The organism is Serinicoccus profundi (assembly GCF_008001015.1).
Classification (GTDB): Bacteria; Actinomycetota; Actinomycetes; order Actinomycetales; family Dermatophilaceae; genus Ornithinicoccus; species Ornithinicoccus profundi.
In genome coordinates this window covers 1865898-1884388 of record NZ_CP042862.1, presented here as the reverse complement: position 1 = coordinate 1884388, position 18491 = coordinate 1865898, and the positions used below count along the sequence as shown (strand labels likewise).

General features: G+C 72.9%; 12 protein-coding genes and 3 pseudogenes. 10 read left to right on the top strand and 5 right to left on the bottom strand.

All coding sequences use genetic code 11. The features are described 5' to 3' along the window. Positions 1–233: 233 nt before the first annotated feature. A complete protein-coding gene (aspS, locus tag FA582_RS08690; RefSeq protein ID WP_010148620.1) occupies positions 234–2063 on the top strand; it encodes an aspartate--tRNA ligase in 1830 nt (609 codons plus the stop codon). Between the two features lie 271 nt (positions 2064–2334). On the opposite strand, the gene FA582_RS08685 is transcribed toward aspS, so the two are convergent. The 4 genes from FA582_RS08685 to FA582_RS08670 form a co-directional block, all read right to left on the bottom strand. Beyond that, the gene (locus FA582_RS08685) at positions 2335–3840 is read right to left on the bottom strand and encodes an HNH endonuclease (RefSeq protein ID WP_158640864.1); all 1506 of its coding nucleotides are present in this window, start codon (positions 3838–3840) and stop codon (positions 2335–2337) included. 92 nt (positions 3841–3932) lie between these two features. Further along, positions 3933–4385 carry a HesB/IscA family protein gene (locus tag FA582_RS08680; RefSeq protein ID WP_010148618.1) on the bottom strand — a complete coding sequence of 151 codons (453 nt, stop codon included), beginning with the start codon at positions 4383–4385 and terminating at the stop codon, positions 3933–3935. A 127-nt stretch (positions 4386–4512) separates the two neighbouring features. Further along, on the bottom strand, positions 4513–5169 hold the full coding sequence (locus tag FA582_RS08675) for a hypothetical protein (protein WP_010148617.1): 657 nt from the start codon (positions 5167–5169) through the stop codon (positions 4513–4515). Positions 5170–5209: 40 nt separating this feature from the next. Continuing rightward, a complete protein-coding gene (locus tag FA582_RS08670; protein ID WP_010148616.1) occupies positions 5210–6019 on the bottom strand; it encodes a GNAT family N-acetyltransferase in 810 nt (269 codons plus the stop codon). An 18-nt stretch (positions 6020–6037) separates the two neighbouring features. Here FA582_RS08670 and FA582_RS08665 point away from each other — a divergent pair, with 18 nt between their 5' ends. The 9 genes and pseudogenes from FA582_RS08665 to aroB all read left to right on the top strand — a co-directional run bounded on the left by FA582_RS08665 (position 6038) and on the right by aroB (position 16493). Then, positions 6038–7411: a replication-associated recombination protein A gene (locus FA582_RS08665; RefSeq protein ID WP_010148615.1), complete on the top strand. Its 1374-nt coding sequence runs from the start codon at positions 6038–6040 to the stop codon at positions 7409–7411. Between the two features lie 111 nt (positions 7412–7522). Continuing rightward, a complete protein-coding gene (gene alaS, locus FA582_RS08660) occupies positions 7523–10213 on the top strand; it encodes an alanine--tRNA ligase (protein WP_010148614.1) in 2691 nt (896 codons plus the stop codon). After that, on the top strand, positions 10210–10746 hold the full coding sequence (gene ruvX / locus FA582_RS08655) for a Holliday junction resolvase RuvX (RefSeq protein ID WP_010148613.1): 537 nt from the start codon (positions 10210–10212) through the stop codon (positions 10744–10746). Before alaS ends, ruvX begins: the two co-directional genes overlap by 4 nt. Further along, the gene (gene mltG, locus FA582_RS08650) at positions 10743–11990 is read left to right on the top strand and encodes an endolytic transglycosylase MltG (protein WP_010148612.1); all 1248 of its coding nucleotides are present in this window, start codon (positions 10743–10745) and stop codon (positions 11988–11990) included. The genes ruvX and mltG overlap by 4 nt, the downstream gene beginning before the upstream one ends. Further along, the gene (locus tag FA582_RS08645; protein ID WP_010148610.1) at positions 11984–12811 is read left to right on the top strand and encodes a shikimate dehydrogenase; all 828 of its coding nucleotides are present in this window, start codon (positions 11984–11986) and stop codon (positions 12809–12811) included. Before mltG ends, FA582_RS08645 begins: the two co-directional genes overlap by 7 nt. Continuing rightward, positions 12808–13542: a prepilin peptidase gene (locus FA582_RS08640; RefSeq protein ID WP_010148609.1), complete on the top strand. Its 735-nt coding sequence runs from the start codon at positions 12808–12810 to the stop codon at positions 13540–13542. The genes FA582_RS08645 and FA582_RS08640 overlap by 4 nt, the downstream gene beginning before the upstream one ends. A 57-nt stretch (positions 13543–13599) precedes the next feature. Then, positions 13600–14860, top strand: a pseudogene (aroC, locus tag FA582_RS08635) (chorismate synthase). Continuing rightward, a pseudogene (locus tag FA582_RS08630) lies at positions 14857–15370 on the top strand (shikimate kinase). The pseudogenes aroC and FA582_RS08630 overlap by 4 nt, the downstream one beginning before the upstream one ends. Then, positions 15355–16493, top strand: a pseudogene (aroB, locus tag FA582_RS08625) (3-dehydroquinate synthase). Before FA582_RS08630 ends, aroB begins: the two co-directional pseudogenes overlap by 16 nt. Positions 16494–16583: 90 nt before the next feature. On the opposite strand, the gene FA582_RS08620 reads toward aroB, so the two are convergent. Further along, a complete protein-coding gene (locus FA582_RS08620) occupies positions 16584–18425 on the bottom strand; it encodes an FMN-binding glutamate synthase family protein (protein ID WP_010148605.1) in 1842 nt (613 codons plus the stop codon). Between the last annotated feature and the right edge of the window lie 66 nt (positions 18426–18491).

Below are 18491 nucleotides of genomic sequence, written 5' to 3'. Positions count from 1 at the left end.
CGTTCCCGGGGCGGCCTGACGACCCGCCGGGGCGGACGGAGGCGGCATACCCCGACCTCCGGACGCACCACCCGGGGCCGCGCGTCCGGCGAGACCGACGAGAGGTCGAGGTCCCCTCGACAAAGGTGTGGTGGCACCGCGACCTGGCCCCCGCCCACACCTCCCGGGCTGCCATGGCGGGCCCGGGCCGTCGCATCGATCGACCCCGGCGCTCCGCACCGAGAGGAGAGATCATGCTACGCACCCACGAGTCGGGCACCTTGCGACCCGCGCACGTCGGGCAGACCGTCACCCTCACCGGCTGGGTGGCCCGACGCCGTGACCACGGCGGAGTCGCCTTCATCGACCTGCGCGACGCCAGCGGTGTCGTCCAGGTCGTCGCCCGGGACGAGGTCCTGACCGGCACCGCCCACGACCTGCGCAGCGAGTACTGCGTCAAGGTCGTCGGCGAGGTCACCGCGCGCGCCGACAAGGACGTCAACCCCGAGCTCCCGACCGGCGGCATCGACGTCGTCGCGACGCAGATCGAGGTGCTCAGCGCCGCCGCACCGCTGCCCTTCCAGATCGACGAGCGGGTCACCGTGGGGGAGGAGGCGCGACTGCGCCACCGCTACCTCGACCTGCGCCGGCCCGGTGCCGGGTCCGCCGGGCAGAACCTCCGGCTGCGCTCCAAGGTCAACGCGGCCGCCCGCACCGTCCTCGCCGAGCGTGACTTCGTCGAGGTCGAGACCCCGACCCTGACCCGGTCGACCCCCGAGGGCGCGCGCGACTTCCTCGTGCCGGCCCGCCTGCAGCCGGGCAGCTGGTACGCCCTTCCGCAGAGCCCGCAGCTGTTCAAGCAGCTGCTCATGGTGGCCGGGATGGAGCGCTATTACCAGATCGCCCGCTGCTACCGCGACGAGGACTTCCGGGCCGACCGGCAGCCGGAGTTCACCCAGCTCGACATCGAGATGAGCTTCGTCGAGCAGGACGACGTCATCGCGCTGGGCGAGACCATCGCGACGGCGGTGTGGCGCACCATCGGGGTCGAGCTCACGACGCCCTTCCCCCGGATGACGTATGCCGAGGCGATGCGGCGCTACGGCTCGGACAAGCCGGACCTGCGCTTCGAGGTGGAGCTCGTGGAGTGCACCGACTACTTCGCCGACACCTCCTTCCGCGTCTTCCAGGCGGAGTATGTCGGTGCTGTCGTCATGCCCGGTGGCGGCAGCCAGCCGCGTCGGCAGTTCGACGCCTGGCAGGAGTGGGCCAAGCAGCGCGGGGCCAAGGGTCTGGCCTACGTCACCGTGGGCGAGGACGGGACGCTCGGTGGACCGGTCGCCAAGAACCTCTCCGACGCCGAGCGGGAGGGTCTGGCGGCGCACGTCGGTGCCGCGCCGGGCGACTGCGTCTTCTTCGCCGCCGGCGCCACCAAGCCGTCCCGGGCCCTGCTCGGGGCGGCCCGGCAGGAGATCGCCGAGCGCGTCGGGCTCGTCGACGAGAGCGCCTGGAGCTTCCTGTGGGTCATCGACGCGCCGCTCTTCGAGCCGGCCGGTGACGCGGTCGCGGCGGGTGACGTCGCGGTCGGCGCCGGGGCCTGGACGGCGGTGCACCACGCCTTCACCTCGCCGAAGGAAGAGTTCCTCGACACCCTCGAGCAGGACCCGGGGGCGGCGCTGGCCTACGCCTACGACCTCGTGTGCAACGGCAACGAGATCGGTGGCGGATCGATCCGTATCCACCGCCGCGACGTCCAGGAGCGGGTCTTCGCCATCATGGGGCTCTCCCCGGAGCAGGCGCAGGAGAAGTTCGGCTTCCTGCTCGAGGCGTTCAAGTTCGGTGCGCCCCCGCACGGCGGGATCGCCTTCGGCTGGGACCGGATCGTCGCGCTGCTCGCCGGCACCGACTCGATCCGCGACGTCATCGCGTTCCCGAAGTCCGGTGGCGGCTTCGACCCGCTGACCGCGGCTCCGGCCCCGATCACGCCGGAGCAGCGCAAGGAGGCCGGCGTGGACGCCGAGCCCGAGCCCGAGCCCGAGGCGGAAAAGGAGACGGCGGACGGCGCGGGCCCCGCGCAGGGCTGATCTGCCTGAGCCGAGCGCGGCATGCGGCGGTGAGTGGATCCAGGCGCCCGATGCGGCGGTGAGTGGATCCAGGCGCCCGATGCGGCGGTGAGTGGATCCAGGCGCCCGATGCTGCGGTGAGTGGGACCCGAGGGCCCGTGGGCTGAGCTGAGCCAGGGACGCTGCCCGCAGGCCGGACCGGAAGTCCCGGTCCGGCCTGCGGGCAGCGCTGCTCTGTCGTCCCCGTGGCGCGTCTCAGCGCTCAGCCGGCTCTCGTGTTCTGGTCCCGCGCTCAGCCCGCCCTTTCCCGCGCGGCGTGGTCCGGCGGGTGTGCACTCCTCAGCCGCGGGAGCACCGAGCTGGCTCTGAGGTAGAGCGTCGGTGGGACCGCGGTCTGACGAGGTCGCTCCCGCCCCTGGTTGCAGCGCTCACACAGACCCTGCCCGTTGTGTGTCGAGGTGCCGCCCCCGTCGCGGTGTCGGATGCGGTGGTCGATATGCCTGATCGGGGCGCCGCACCAGGGACTCCGGCAGTAGCGGTCCCGGCTGACGATGAGGGCCCGGTCCGCGGCCGGGAAGAACCGACGCCGGCTGTCGCGGGCGAAGACCTCCCCGGTCAGGGAGTCGGCATACAGACGCCGGACGAAGACCCGCGCCGACGCCCGCTTGGCCTCCTCGACTGATTCCTCGTCGACAGATCCCTGGTCGACGGATTCCTCGTCGACTGGCCCTTCGCTCGCGGGCGCCGCGTGGGTCGGCGGCTCGTGACCATCCTTGTCCTCGGCCGGCTCACCCTCGGCCTGGGGCTGTGCCGTGTGGTCCACCGTCCCGTGGACTCGGGAGCAGGACGAGTCGGCGCACTGCGACCCCTCCGGGCAGAGTTCTCGCTCGAGGCCCGGCTCAGCATCCGGGCCGAGCTCACCCATCGGACCTTCGGAGGCCGCCGGGGGGATGAGCAGGTCGCGAGCATTCTGGGCAGGCACGGGCCCGTAGCCGTCGAGGAAGGCCGCCACCGTGTCACCGGACATGAGCGTCGCATCGGTCATCACGAGGTGGAGCTCGATGTCCGGCAGGGTCACGGGGTCGAGCCCGGTGAGGGTGGCGTAGAGCGTGTCGGCCATGATCTTGCCGTGGTTGCGGGGGTCACCTGAGGCCCGCAGACCCTCGGCGTGGCGCTTGAGCGCGGCATACACGGCGACACCTTGGGCCGCTGGCAGCATGGCCGAGATCACGCACATGACGTCCGGCGCTGGTCGCATCGAGACGTAGGCGTCCTCGGCGGCTCTCCGGGCCCGGCGCACGATCACCTGCGGATCCAGCTCGTAGACGAGCGCGTTCACGGTGTCCCGGATCTGCTTGGTCGACAGACCGGTCAGCCGGCCCGACAGCTCCCCGTCGACGGTCGCCCGATCCTCGACCGAGAGACACGCAGTGGCTCGGGTGATGATCTCGGCCTGGGCGAGGTCGATGACGCCGGAGGCCAGGGCGTCCAACGTCTGCGGCATCTCCCGGGCGAGCGCCCGGGAGCAGGCGAGGCGGTTGGAGGAGCGGGCGGGGGAGAGCTTGCCCGCGAGGGCGAGGTCGTCCGCGACTCCGGTGCCCACCCGCTCCGCGGGCACCCCTTCGGCCTCCTGCTGTGCCCGTTGGGAGCGCTCGAACTCCTCTGACAGCACGGCCTGGGCTGCGGCACTGGCGCGGTTCAGATCCTCGAGGGCGCGGATCAGTTCCAGCCGCTCCGGGTCCGTGGCATCAGGGCGGGGGAGCGCCAGGCGGGCGGTCAACGACGTGACCTGGCTCACGCTCGCAGGTTCCCGTTCCCCCGCCATGCTGGCACCCCCTCCCGGTGTCATCTACCCTCTCCCCACAGTGTAATCGAACAGATGTACGAGTGTCAATCCAGCGAGCCCCATTCGGTCTGTCGCCGCCACGCCCTCGGAGGGTCGAACTCCTCATCCCACGGCATCGGCGCATAGCTCCGGCACGTCGGTTGCCGCGGACCGGGCCACGGTGCGCCGAAGGACCGTCGGCACGGACAGACGTCGACCGTGGTGGGGTTCCTGAGGATGCGGAAGCGCGGCGGCCTCAGTCTGGCTGCGTAGTCGAGCTCAGCTCCGGTGAGCACCACCTCGGCCTGGGGCGAGACGACAAGCCATGCGCCCGGACAGCCGTAGCGTGCGTCGGGGGCCACGGTCGGTGACTCCGGGTCGACCAGGGCGAAGACGTAGGTGCGGCCGCAGCAGCCGCCGTCCTCGACGTCCACCCGCACGGCACCTCCCAGTTCTTCGATCGCACAGCGCGCGGACGCGGTGACAGCGAAGGGCGGCAGGACGGTCCTGATCTCCATGCCACGTGTCTAGCGCGGCCCACCGACACACCCACCGCCGTAACCCGTGGCTGGTCGAGTCAGCCGGTGGCGTTCTCCAGCATCCGTGAGTGCCAGGCGTGCACGGCGACGCCCTGCCCGGGCAACGTCAGCGTTGGCGCTGCGGGACGTGGTAGGTGTCGACCGGCCAGTCCCAGGCGGTCATGTCGTGCGGGTCCAAGTTGAGCAGGGAGTTGATCATGGTGGCCATGAGGGCGTCGGAGAACTCGACCCACAGGCCCTCTCGGTCGGGCATGATCCCGTCCTCATCGGGGATGGGATCGGCGTTGGCGATCCAGGTCCAGAACGGAGCCTCGAACTCGGGTGGTTCACCCACCTGGACCCCGGTCTCGGACTCGTCGAGCCCGTAGGACAGGCGTCGCTTGAGGTCTCCTCGGATCCACCAGTCGAACTCCTCCCAGCCGACCCGGGTGTTGCGGGCGACGTGCCGCAGCTCCCCGGCGGTGACGTCCAGGCTGCGCCACGGGTCGCTCTGGGGGTTCAGGTTCAGGATGGTGGAACTGGCCATGTAGTAGGTGTGCTGGTCTGCGCCGAAGGCGACGATCTCGGGGTCCTCCTCGCCCAGGAGGAAGTCACCCAGGCGTAGACCGGTGCCGACCGGCCGCACCGGAAGGCCTCTGAGCTGGTGGTACTGCTCGACCACCGAGCGGGGACCACCTCTGGGCCGGAGCCACTGCACGATGTCGAAGTTGTCCGCCACCGACAGGACGGTCTCGATCGATTCTGCGCCGTCAGATGCCTGCATCAGGCCAGCCTATGTCGGCCCTGCGGCTCGTGCTGGGCGTTCACGGCACCAGGTGACGCGAGTGCCAGGCGCGGGCCGTGCGGTAGCCCAGCCGCGCATACACCCGCCGTGCGGCGAGGTTGTCGCTGAAGACGCCCAGCGTGCAGACACCGCGCTCGGCCACCGCCCAGCGGGTGAGCGCGGCGCTGACGACCGTCGCCAGGCCCGTGCCGCGGTGCTCACGCGCGGTGACAATGCCGGCGAGGTGCGCCACACCCGTGGCCTCGCGCTCGGCGCCACCGATCGCGACCAGGCGCCCGGCCCCGTCTCGCAGCCCCACCCAGTGGTGGACCCGCCCCGTCCCGATCTGCGTCCACACGCGAGGGTTGTGAGCGCGGGTGAAGGTCTCGAGCTCGGCGGCGTCGCGGCGGTCGTCGAGAGGTATGACGTCGCGCTCGCGATCGTCGACGTCCGGTTCGACGCTCGTCCACATCCACTCCCACTCACCCCCGGCGCCGAGGTCGAGGACCTCGTGCGCCAGGTCGGCGTGCTCCTGGGGCACCGACACCGCCCTGGCTCCGAGGCGGGGGAGATGCCCGCCGTCGCGCAGGGCCACCAGGGCCGCCCGGACCCGGGCGCGCTCCGTCGTGCCCGCCGCCTCGGAGCCCAGGACGGAGCCACCCCCACCAGGGCGCGGCATACCGGAGAGGGGGGCGACCCAGAATCCGGGGCGCTCGCCGAGGCGCTGCACCAGCGCCACGCCCTCGTGCACCCAGACCTCGCCCGGCAGCGGGTCGGGGACCACCCACCGCACCCACGGGTCGTCGCCGGAGAGCGCCAGGAGGTCGGCGTGCCGGGTCAGTCGGTCCACGGCGTTAGCCTGACATCCGTGTCCGACCTGTTCACCACCGCCCAGAGCGCGGACCCCGGCGACGCGAGCGGTGCGCTGCTCGCCCCGCTCGCCGTCCGGATGCGCCCGCAGACCCTGGACGAGGTCGTCGGGCAGCGCGACGTCCTGCGCCCGGGCTCGCCCCTGCGCCGGCTCATCGAGGGGCACGGTGGTGCGGCCGGGCCGCTCTCGGCGATCCTCTGGGGGCCGCCGGGCACCGGCAAGACGACCCTCGCCCACCTCGTCGCCCAGGCCGCCGACCGCACCTTCGTCGAGCTGTCGGCGGTGACCGCCGGTGTCAAGGACGTGCGCGCCGTGATGGAGCAGGCGGTGCGGGAGCGCTCGCTGCACGGCCGCCAGACGGTGCTCTTCCTCGACGAGATCCATCGCTTCACCAAGGCCCAGCAGGACGCCCTGCTGCCCGGGGTGGAGAACCGCACGGTCATTCTCGTCGCGGCGACGACGGAGAACCCGTCCTTCAGCATCATCGCGCCGCTGCTGTCCCGCTCGGTCCTGGTGACGCTGGGCTCGCTCGACGACGACGATGTCCGCGGGGTGCTCGCCCGCGCCCTGGCCGACGAGCGCGGCCTCGATGGCGCGTTCACCCTGGGCGAGGCCGCCACCGAGCACGTCGTGCGGATGGCCGGCGGCGATGCACGCCGGGCACTCACCACGCTGGAGGCCGCCGCAGGGGTGGCCGCCGACGACCGCGCGGCCGGCCGGGAGGACGACGTCGCGGAGATCACGCTCGCCCAGGTCGAGCAGGCGATGGCGCAGGCCGCCGTGCGCTACGACCGCGCCGGCGACCAGCACTACGACGTCGCGAGCGCCTTCATCAAGTCGATGCGGGGCTCGGACGTCGATGCGGCCCTGCACTACCTCGCGCGGCAGCTCGAGGCGGGGGAGGACCCACGGTTCATCGCCCGCCGGATCGTCATCGCCGCCAGCGAGGACGTCGGCATGGGTGACCCCACGGCCCTCCAGACCGCCGTCGCGGCCATGCACGCGGTCGCGCAGATCGGGATGCCCGAAGCCCGGATCATCCTCGGCCAGGCGGTCGTCCACAACGCGCTGGCGCCGAAGTCCAACGCGGCATACTCCGCCATCAACGCGGCGATCGCCGACGTGCGGGCCGGCAAGGGCGGCCCGGTGCCGCCGCACCTGCGCGGGACGGGGTATGCCGGTGCCGCGCGCCTCGGCCACGGTGAGGGCTACCGCTACACCCACGACGAGCCCGCGGGCGTGGGCGAGCAGCAGTTCCTCCCCGACGACCTCGTCGGTGCCGACTACTACCGGCCGACGGGTCGCGGCTGGGAGGAGCGGCTCGGGCCACGGTGGCGCGAGCTGCGGCGCATCATCCGCGGCCGCGACTGAGCCGACCGGCTGGCGCGCAAAGGCGTTCGATGCGCAGTGGCACGGTCGTCTAGAGTGGATCAGCCCCTAGTCGCACCGTCGGCGCACCCGCGCCAGGCACACGAGGAGATCATGGAAACCGCCGAGATCCGCCGCCGTTGGCTGACCTTCTTCGAGGGCAAGGGCCATGCGGTGGTGCCGAGCGCCTCGTTGGTCAGCCAGGACCCCACCCTCCTCTTCACGGTGGCCGGGATGGTGCCCTTCATCCCCTACCTCACCGGGCAGCAGACGCCGCCGTGGCCGCGGGCCACGAGCGTGCAGAAGTGCGTGCGGACCCTCGACATCGAGGAGGTCGGCAAGACGACCCGGCACGGCACGTTCTTCCAGATGAACGGCAACTTCTCCTTCGGCGACTACTTCAAGGAGGAGGCGATCGCCTACGCGTGGGAGTTCGTCACCGGCTCCCAGTCGCAGGGGTGCCTCGGATTCGACCCAGAGAGCATCTGGGTCACCGTGCTCAAGGGTGATGAGGAGGCCGCCGAGATCTGGGGCCGGGTCGCGGGGCTGCCGCCGGAGCGGATCCAGGAGCGCGGGCTGGAGGACAACTACTGGCACACCGGAGTCCCCGGCCCGGGCGGTCCGTGCAGCGAGATCTACGTCGACCGGGGGGCGGAGTTCGGCCCCGACGGTGGGCCGGTCGTCGACGAGGACCGTTTCCTGGAGATCTGGAACCTCGTCTTCATGCAGGAGGAGCTCACCGAGGTCCGCTCCAAGATCGACTTCGACGTCGCGGGGGAGCTGCCGAGCAAGAACATCGACACCGGGATGGGGCTGGAGCGGGTGGCCTACCTCCTCCAGGGGGTCGACAACCTCTACGAGATCGACGAGGTCTACCCCGTCATCGAGCGGGCCGAGGAGCTCAGCGGCCGGACCTACGGCGCCGACCACGAGGACGACGTGCGCTTCCGGGTCGTCGCGGACCACGTGCGCTCCGGCCTCATGCTCATGGGCGACGGCGTGGTGCCGGGCAACGAGGGACGCGGGTATGTCCTGCGTCGGCTCCTGCGCCGCGCGGTGCGCTCGATGCGCCTGCTGGGTGTGGAGGAGCCCTCGCTGACGCACCTGCTCACGGTGAGCAAGGACGTCATGAGCGCGTCCTACCCCGAGCTGCAGGAGCAGTGGGAGCGGATCAGCGAGATCGCGGCGGCCGAGGAGGAGGCCTTCGGGCGCACCCTGGTCAGCGGCACGAGCATCCTCGACGACGCGGTGGCCAGGGCCCGGTCCGCCGGATCCACCCGGCTCGGCGGTGCCGAGGCGTTCGCGCTGCACGACACCTACGGCTTCCCGATCGACCTCACCCTCGAGATGGCCTCCGAGCAGGGGCTGTCCGTGGACGAGGACGGCTTCCGTGCCCTCATGCGTGAGCAGCGCGACCGCGCCAAGGCCGACGCCCGGGCCAAGAAGTCCGGACGCGGCGGCCCCGGTGCCTACCGCGGGCTGGTCGACCGGCTGGGCACGCAGACCGCGTTCACCGGCTACGAGCAGATGAGCGGCGAGGACCGCGTCGTCGGGCTGCTGTCCGGTGGGCAGGAGATCGACCGCTTCCGCCTCGACGGCGCTGCGGAGCAGGACGGCGCCGAGCTGGAGCTCGTGCTCGGCAGCACGCCGTTCTACGCCGAGGCGGGCGGCCAGCTCGCCGACCACGGCACGATCCGGCTCGGGAGCGGTGCCGTCTTCGAGGTCACCGACGTGCAGCGCCCGGTGCCCGGTCTCGTCGTGCACCGCGGCCGCCTCGTCGAGGGCGAGGTCGCCGTCGGTGAGCACGCCCACAGCGAGATCGACGTGCGCCGCCGCGCCTCGGTGTCGCGGGCGCATACCGCGACCCACATCGTGCACAAGGTGCTGCGCGAGACGCTGGGGGAGAGCGCGACCCAGGCGGGGTCGGAGAACGCGCCGGGCCGCCTGCGTTTCGACTTCCGCGCCACCCGGGGTCTGGACGCGGCCGAGCTCGCCGACGTGGAGGCCCGCATCAACGAGCGCCTCATGGCCGACCTGCAGGTCAGCGCGGCCGAGATGAGCTTCGCCGAGGCGCGAGAGATGGGCGCCATGGCGCTCTTCGGCGAGCGCTACCCCGACGTCGTGCGGGTCGTCTCGGTGGGTGGCCCCTGGAGCCTGGAGCTGTGCGGTGGCACGCACGTGCTCAACAGCGCGCAGCTCTCCCTCGTCAAGATCATGGGGGAGTCCTCCATCGGCTCCGGCGTGCGGCGCGTCGAGGCGCTCGTGGGCGCCGACGCCTATGCCCACCTGGCCCGGGAGAACGTCATCGTCAACCAGCTCACCGACACCCTCAAGGTGCGGCCCGACGAGCTGTCCGACCGGGTCGCCCAGCTCGTGGCGCGGCTCAAGGACGCCGAGAAGGAGATCTCGCAGGCCAAGGCCTCCCAGGTCCTCTCCGCCGCCTCGGGCCTCGTCCAGGAGGCGCGCGACGTGGCGGGCACGACCTACCTCGGGCACGACCTCGGCGACGGGGCCGGCGCGGACGACCTGCGCAAGCTCGTCACCGACCTGCGCTCGCGGCTGGGCTCCGACCGTCCGGTCGTCGTCGCCCTGACCGCGACCGGCGGAGGCCGGCCCTCGGTGGTCGTGGCCACCAACGAGGCGGCGCGGGAGCGCGGTACCAAGGCGGGCGCGCTCGTCCGGGTGGCCGCGCAGACGCTCGGCGGTGGCGGCGGCGGCAAGGACGACCTCGCCCAGGGCGGCGGGCAGGACCCGGCCGCCACGGGCGCGGCGCTGGCCGCGGTCGAGGACGCCCTCCGGGCGTGAGCGGACCGCGCGAGGAGCCCGCGAGCAGCGCCACCGGCGTCCTGCTGGGCGTCGACGTGGGCGAGGCCCGGGTCGGCGTGGCGGCCTCCGACGCGCTCGGTCTGCTCGCCCACCCGGTGGCGACCCTGCGCCGGGACCACGACGGCGGCAGCGACCTCGAGCAGATCGCCGAGGAGGCCCGTCAGCGGGAGGCCGTGCTGGTCGTGGTGGGTATGCCGCGTTCCCTCGACGGCACCGAACGAGTGGCAGCGCTGCGCGCGCGCGGGTACGCTGAGCGGCTGCAACGGTGCCTGGAGGTGCCGGTACGACTCTGGGACGAGCGACTGTCCACCGTCGACGCCCACCGGGCGCTGCACAGCAGCGGCGTTCCCGGGCGCGACCAGCGTGGCGTCGTGGACCAGGTGGCAGCGGTGCTTATCCTCCAGGCAGCCCTGGATTCACGTCGAGCCGGCCGTCCCGCCGGTGTCCCCTTGTCGGCGAGGAAGCCCCGGGCCCGACGGTCTCGCGACCCTGACGCGAAGGACGCCCCATGAGCCAGCCGCCCGAGGACGACTGGGACGAGCACGACGCCCGCGGTGCCGCCGAGCGTTTCGACGACGACGTGCTCGGCCTGCGTGGTGCCCGCCACCACGACGAGTCCCTCGCGGACGACGTGCTGGACCCGGCCGATCCCGACGCGTACCACTACCGACAGCGGCGCCGCCGGCACCGCAACCCCGTGCTCAAGGTGCTGGCCCTGACCCTGGCCGCTCTCGTGGTCGTCGTGGCCGGTGTCTACTCCTTCGGGTCGATGCGCTCCCTGCTGCCGGACCTGTCGGCTGGTGAGGCGGTCTCCACGACCGACTACGAGGGTGAGGGCAGCGGGGAGGTGATCGTCGAGATCCCCCAGGGTGCGGCCGGCGCACAGATCGCCGAGATCCTCGTCGAGGAGGACGTCGTGGGCTCGGTGGCGGCCTTCTCCACGGCGCTGCAGGCCAACCCGGACTCTTCCGCCATCCAGCCGGGTACCTACCGGATGGCCAACCAGATGAGCTCGGAGGCGGCGCTGGGCCGCCTCCTGGACCCGGAGTTCCGCGAGTTCAGCGGGGTCACCGTGCGCGAGGGCCTGTGGGTCGACGAGACCTTCCAGGTCCTGGCCGAGGGCACCGGGCACGACGTCGCCGACTACGAGGCGGTGGACCCGGCGGACCTCGAGCTGCCGGAGGCGGCTGAGGGCGAGCTCGAGGGCTTCCTCTACCCGAGCACCTACGAGTTCGGGCCCGACAGCACCCCCGCCGAGCAGCTGCAGGCCATGATCGACCAGGGCGTGCAGGTCTACGACGAGCTCGGGATCGCCGACGAGGACCTGCGCGAGGTGGTCGTCAAGGCGAGCATCGTGCAGGGTGAGGGGCAGTTCGCCGAGGACCTCCCCAAGATCGCCCGGGTCATGGAGAACCGCATCGAGGGCAACTCCGAGACCAGCGGTTTCCTCCAGATGGACTCCACCGTCCACTTCATCTACCAGGAGCGCGGTCGCGCGGGCACCACGGAGGAGCAGCGCTCCAACGACAGCCCCTACAACACCTACGTCCACCCCGGGCTGCCGCCGGGTCCGATCAACAGCCCGGGAGAGGACGCCCTGCGCGCCGCCAACGAGCCGGAGGCCGGCGACTGGGTCTACTTCGTGACCGTCAACCCCTCCACCGGTGAGACGAAGTTCGCGGAGACCTACGAGGAGCACCTCGCCAACCAGGACGAGTTCCTCCAGTGGTGCGAGGACAACCCGGACCAGTGCTGACCCGCGCGGCCGTCGTCGGCTCCCCTGTCGCGCACTCGCTCTCCCCGGTGCTGCACCGCGCCGCCTACACCGCACTGGGGCTCACCGACTGGTGCTACGACCGGGTCGAGGTGCCCCAGGGTGCCCTCGCGGCGCACGTCGCGGCGCTGGGCCCGGAGTGGGTCGGCCTGTCGGTGACGATGCCCGGCAAGGAGGAGGCGCTCGACCTGGCCGACGACACCGGTCCCGCCGCGCGCGCGGTCGGCGCCGCCAACACCCTCGTGCGCCGCGAGACCGGGTGGTATGCCGACAACACCGATGTGCACGGGCTCCAGGCCGCGCTCACCGAGGCCGGTGTCGGCACGGTCTCCCGGGCCGTGGTCGTCGGTGCGGGGGCGACCGCCCGGTCGGCGATCTTGGCGCTGCACACCCTCGGAGCGCAGGAGGTCACGCTCTGCGTCCGCGACTGGACCCGCCCCGCGACCGACGCCCTCCTCGAGCGCCTCGGGATGCGCGTGCACCGACGAGCGCTGAGCGAGGGCATACCCCTGGACACCGAGGTCGTCCTCAGCACCCTGCCGGGCGGGGTGCCCGCCCCACCGGTCCTGCCCGCCGGCGCCCAGCCGCCGGTCGTCATGGACGTGAGTTACGCCCCGTGGCCGAGCGCCCTGGCCGACGTGGTCGCCACGGCGACGCACGATAGGGTCCGGGTCGTGAGGGGAACGCGCATGCTGCTGCACCAGGCCGTGCGGCAGGTGGAGCTGATGACCGGGCTCGATGCCCCGACGCGGGCGATGGACGCCGCGTTGCGGGGCGCGCTGGACGACCGGGCGGGGTCGTGACCGACCTCCCCGTCTCCGACCTCGTCCTGCCCGCCGTGGTCGCCGTCGTCGTCGCGCTGCTCGGGGTGCCCGTGGCGCGCTGGCTCGAGCAGACGACCTACCGCAAGCCCGACGAGGTGGACGTGCCCTACCCCGGGCGACGGTGGTGGGTCCCCGTCGCCCTCGGGCTCTCCGCGGCGGTGGTCATGCACCGCGTCTGGCAGGTCCCGGACGACGCCGTGCCGGGCTGGCCGGTGGCCGCGGTCCTCACCCCCACGCTGCTCCTGGTCACGTTGGCGTGCGTGTGCCTGGCGGCCATGGACCTCGACGTCCACCGGCTGCCGGACCGCATCATGTGGCCGACCATGGGGGTGCTCCTCGTCGGGCTTCCCGTGGCGGCGATCGCCGGGGGCGGCCTGGACCCGCTCGTCCGTGCCCTGCTGGCCGGGCTCGCCGCCGGCGGGTTCTACCTCCTCATCGCGCTGCTCTCGCTGGCCCGCGGGTCGCTGGCGCTCGGGCTGGGTGACGTCAAGCTCGCCGCCGTCCTCGGCACCGGGCTGGGGTGGTTCGGCTGGGCCGAGGCGATCCTCGGGATCTACGCAGGGTTCATCGTCGGCGGGCTCTTCGCGGTGGGGCTGCTCCTGGCCCGGCGGGTGAGCTGGAAGGGTGACTTCGCCTACGGCCCCGCGATGATGCTCGGGGCCCTGGTCGGGCTGCTCCTGGGGTCGGCGACGATGAGCGGGCTGGCCTGAGCCGTCCCGCCCGGGCCGCGCCGGACCGGTGACCCGGTGCGTGGGAAGATGGCGGTCATGCTGCGTTGGTTGACCGCCGGTGAGTCGCACGGACCCGCCCTCACCGCCGTCCTCGAAGGTCTCCCCGCCGGGGTGCGCGTCGAGCGCGAGGCCGTGGAGGGGGCGCTGGCCCGCCGGCGTCTGGGGTATGGACGTGGGGCGCGCATGAGCTTCGAGGCCGACCGGCTGCACTTCCTCGGGGGTATGCGCCACGGCCTGTCGCTGGGCTCACCGCTCGCGCTGCAGATCGAGAACTCCGAGTGGCACAAGTGGCAGGAGGTCATGGGCCCCGAGCCCGTGGACGCGTCCTCGCTGCAGGGTGCCGACGACGTCGGGGCGCCCCAGGAGCTCGCCCGCAACCGTCCGCTCACCCGGCCCCGGCCCGGTCACGCCGATCTCGTCGGGATGACGAAGTACGGCTTCGAGGAGGCGCGGCCGATCCTCGAGCGGGCCTCGGCGCGGGAGACCGCGGCCCGGGTCGCGCTGGGGGCCGTCGCGGCCGCCTTCCTCGAGCAGGCCGTCGGGGTCCGGCTGGTCTCGCACACCGTGAGCATCGGACGCGCCGGCGTGCCCGCGATCGACGACGACGCACCGGAGCCCGACTCGCTGCCCCGACCCGAGGACGTCGACCGGGTCGACGCCGACCCCGTGCGGACCCTCGACGCCGACCGGTCCGCGGCGATGGTCGCGGAGGTCGACGCCGCGAAGAAGGCGGGCGACACCCTCGGTGGCGTCGTCGAGGTGCTGGCCTACGGCCTCCCGCCGGGCCTCGGCTCGCACGTGCACTGGGACCGCCGGCTCGACGCGCGGCTGGCCGCGGCCCTCATGGGCATCCAGGCGATCAAGGGCGTGGAGGTCGGGGAGGGCTTCCGCACGGCGGCCCGCCGCGGCAGCGAGGCCCACGACGAGATCGACCGCGACGACCAGGGGCTGATCCGCCGCGCCACGCTGCGCAGCGGTGGCACCGAGGGGGGCATGAGCACCGGTGAGGTGTTGCGCGTGCGGGCTGCGATGAAGCCGATCTCGACGGTCCCGCGCGCCCTGCGCACGGTCGACACGACGACGGGAGAGGCCGGCACGGCCATCCACCAGCGCTCCGACGTGTGCGCGGTGCCGGCCGCCGGAGTCGTGGCCGAGGCCATGGTGGCGCTCGTGCTCGCGGACGCCGTGCTGGAGAAGTTCGGGCGACTCGGTGCCGGAGGTCGCCCGCAACCATGCGGCATACCTCGCCGCCGTCGCGGAGCACCAGCGCACCCCGGCGACGGAGCAGGCGCGATGAGCGGCCCGCGCGTGGTGCTCGTCGGTCCGCCCGGGGCTGGCAAGTCGACGGTCGGGCGCGGTGCTCGCCGAGCGACTCGGGGTGGCGCTGCACGACACCGATGCCGCGGTCGAGGCCGGGGAGGGCCGCTCGATCAGCGACATCTTCGTCGAGGACGGCGAAGCGGCCTTCCGTGCGCTGGAGCAGGCGGAGGTGCTCCGCGCCCTGCGCGAGGAGACCGGCGTCGTGGCGCTCGGTGGGGGAGCGGTGATGCAGGAGCCGGTCGCCCAGGCCCTCGGTGAGGGGGAGCACCGTGTGGTGTTCCTCGACGTGAGCATCGCCGACGCCTCCGTGCGGGTCGGCTTCGACGCCTCGCGGCCGCTGCTGCTCGTCAACCCCCGCGCGTCCTGGACCCGGCTCATGAACGGCCGGCGTCCGACCTACGAGGCGGTCAGCGGACTGCGCGTCGATACCGCCCAGCGGACCCCGGAGCAGGTGGCCGACGAGATCGTGGCGTGGGTGGCGCCGTGAGCCCGGCGGCCGGCGGGAGCGGGCGCGCCGACGGGGACGACGCCGCGGGTGACGCCCGGACCGTCGAGGTCGGGGGCGAGAGCCCGTATGCCGTGCACGTCGGCCCGGGGTGCTGTCCCGGCTGGCCGCGCACGCCGAGCCCGGCCGTCGCGTCCTCGTGGTCCACAGGGCCGGGAGGACTTCGCCCGGGAGGCGGCCGAGCTGCTCGCCGCGCAGGGCGCCGCGCCAGAGCTGGCCGTGGTGCCCGACGCGGAGGCGGCCAAGAGCGTCGAGGTGCTGGCCGGGCTGTGGGCGCGCCTGGGGCAGTCCGGCTTCACCCGCTCCGACCTCGTCGTCGGCATCGGGGGTGGGGCCACGACCGACCTCGCGGGTTTCGTCGCGGCGAGCTGGCTGCGTGGCGTGCAGGTCGTGCAGGTGCCCACGTCGTTGCTGGCGGTCGTCGACGCCGCCGTCGGGGGCAAGACCGGTATCAACACCGCCGAGGGCAAGAACCTCGTCGGGGCCTTCCACCCGCCGGTCGAGGTCCTGTGCGACCCGGCCTGGCTGCAGACCCAGCCGCGGGCGGACTACGTCTCCGGGTTGGCCGAGGTCATCAAGTGCGGCTTCATCGCCGACCCGGCGATCCTCGACCTCATCGAGGCCGCACCCGAGCGGGCGGTCGACCCCAGCCTCGACCCGGCGCTGGCCCTGGAGCTCATCACGCGGGCCGTCCGGGTCAAGGCCGAGGTGGTGGCCGCCGACCTCACCGAGAGCTCGCTGCGCGAGATCCTCAACTACGGCCACACCTTCGGGCACGCCATCGAGCAGGTCGAGCACTTCACCTGGCGGCACGGGGACGCCGTCGCCGTCGGCATGGTCTACGTCGCCGAGCTCGCCCACCGCGCGGGGGGTGACCGACGCCGACCTCGTGGAGCGCCATCGGCGCGTGCTGGGCGCCGTCGGGCTGCCGACGGCATACCGGCCGGGGCGGTGGGAGGAGCTGCGCACCGCCATGGGGCGCGACAAGAAGACCCGCGGCTCGACCCTGCGCTTCGTCGTGCTCGAGGGCCTCGCCCGCCCCACCCGGCTCGTCGCGCCGTCCGAGGAGGACCTCGAGGCGGCCTACGCCGCCCTCAGCGGCTGACCGGGAGCGCCCGCGCATCGGCGGGGGCGGTCACGTCTGCCGGAGGTCACCCTCAGCCGGTTCGTCATCCTTCAGCCGCGACGTCATGCATCAGCCTGCTCGAGGGGGCTGAGACATGACCTCGCGGCTGAGAGTCGGGGCGGGCGACCGTTCGGCCGGAGAGGACGGGTCCACGCGCAAGGATCCTCTCCGGTATGCCGCCCGTCGCCGGGGAGGATGGGCGGGCATCCTCTCCGGTATGCCGCTCGTCGCCGGGGAGGATCGGTGCACGCGCGGGCTTCCTCTCCGGTATGCCGCCCGTCCCCGGGGAGGATCGGTGCACGAGGAGCCATCCTCTCCGGTCGTCAGTGCGGCAGGTGCTCCCGCGCCGTCGCCGAGGGCTCGGCGGAGCCGCCGTGCGGGGCGCCGCGCATGAGCTCGTGCAGGGCGGCGTCCTGCTCCGGCGACGGCAGACCCCAGTCGGGCGAGTCGTAGCCGACCTGCTGCCACAGCGGCGTGGCCTGACGCTGCCCGAGCAGGATCTCCACGCTGTCGCCACGGATGAGCGGGGTGCACGACGCCGCACGCCTCCGCGAGCTTGAGCATCTCCCGCCGCCAGGAGCGCAGGTAGTTGGCGGCACGCACCGACTTGAGGCCGGGGTCCAGCCCGCGGGTCAGCCAGGCGTTCTGGGTGGCGACGCCGGTCGGGCAGTGGTCGTCGTGGCAGCGCTGGGCCTGGATGCAGCCGATGGAGAGCATCGCCTCCCGCGCCACGTGGCACAGGTCGACGCCGAGGGCGAAGGCGACGGCGGCGTTGGTGGGCAGGCCGAGCTTGCCGCCGCCGACGAAGACGACGTCCTGGGCGATGCCGCGCCGGGCGAACTCGGCATACACCCGGGGGAAGCCGACGCGGAAGGGCAGCGCCACCGAGTCGGCGAAGGGCAGCGGAGCGGCACCGGTGCCGCCCTCGCCGCCGTCGACGGTGATGAAGTCCACCCCGCGGGCGCCGCCGTCCATGGCCCGCGCCAGGTCGCTCCACATCCGCTGGTCGCCGACCGCCGACTTGATGCCGACCGGCAGCCCAGTCTCCGCGGCCAGCAGCTCGACGAAGTCCAGCATGCTGTCGATGTCGGAGAACTCCGCGTGCCGGCTGGGGGAGTGGCAGTCCCGGTCGCGCGAGATGCCGCGGATGCCGGCGATCTCCTCGGTGATCTTGTCCTTGGGCAGCAGACCACCCAGGCCCGGCTTGGCGCCCTGTGAGAGCTTGACCTCCAGCGCCCGCACCGGGTTGGCGGACACGAGGTCCTTGAGCCGCGACAGGTCGAAGCGGCCCCGGTCGTCGCGGCACCCGAAGTAGGCGGTGCCGATCTGGAAGACGAGGTCGGCCCCGTGCTGGTGGTGCACGCTGATGCCGCCCTCCCCGGTGTTGTGCAGCGCCCCGGCCTCGCGGCAGCCGCGGTTGAGCGCCTCGATCGCCGGACCCGACAACGAGCCGTAGCTCATGGCGGAGACGTTGATGGCCGAGCGCGGCCGGAAGGCCCGGGCCCGCCCCCGGGCCGCCCCCAGCACCTTGGCGCACGGCAGGTCGGTGGACTCCCCGGCGTGCGGGTCGACCGAGGGCGCGACCTCGGCGAAGGTGGCGTGCTTGAGGATGGCGTAGCCCTCGTCGTGCTCGATGTCGTTGTCGGTGCCGAAGCCGAAGTAGGGGTTCTCCTGCTTGCTGCTGGCGTAGACCCACCGGCGCTGGTCGCGGCTGAAGGGCCGCTCCTCGTTGTCCCCGGCGACGATGTACTGGCGCAGCTCGGGGCCGATCTTCTCCACGGCGTAGCGCGCGTGCCCGATGACGGGGAAGGTGCGCAGGATCGCGTGCTTCTTCTGCAGCAGGTCGTGCGCCGCCAGCGCGGCGAGGCCGGCGGCGGGCAGCGCGGCGGCGAGTCGGGTCCACGAGGTCATGCGGACCACTGTGCCGTATGCCGTGACGCAGATCACGCCGACCGGCCGCGCTCGGGGCGCGGGTAG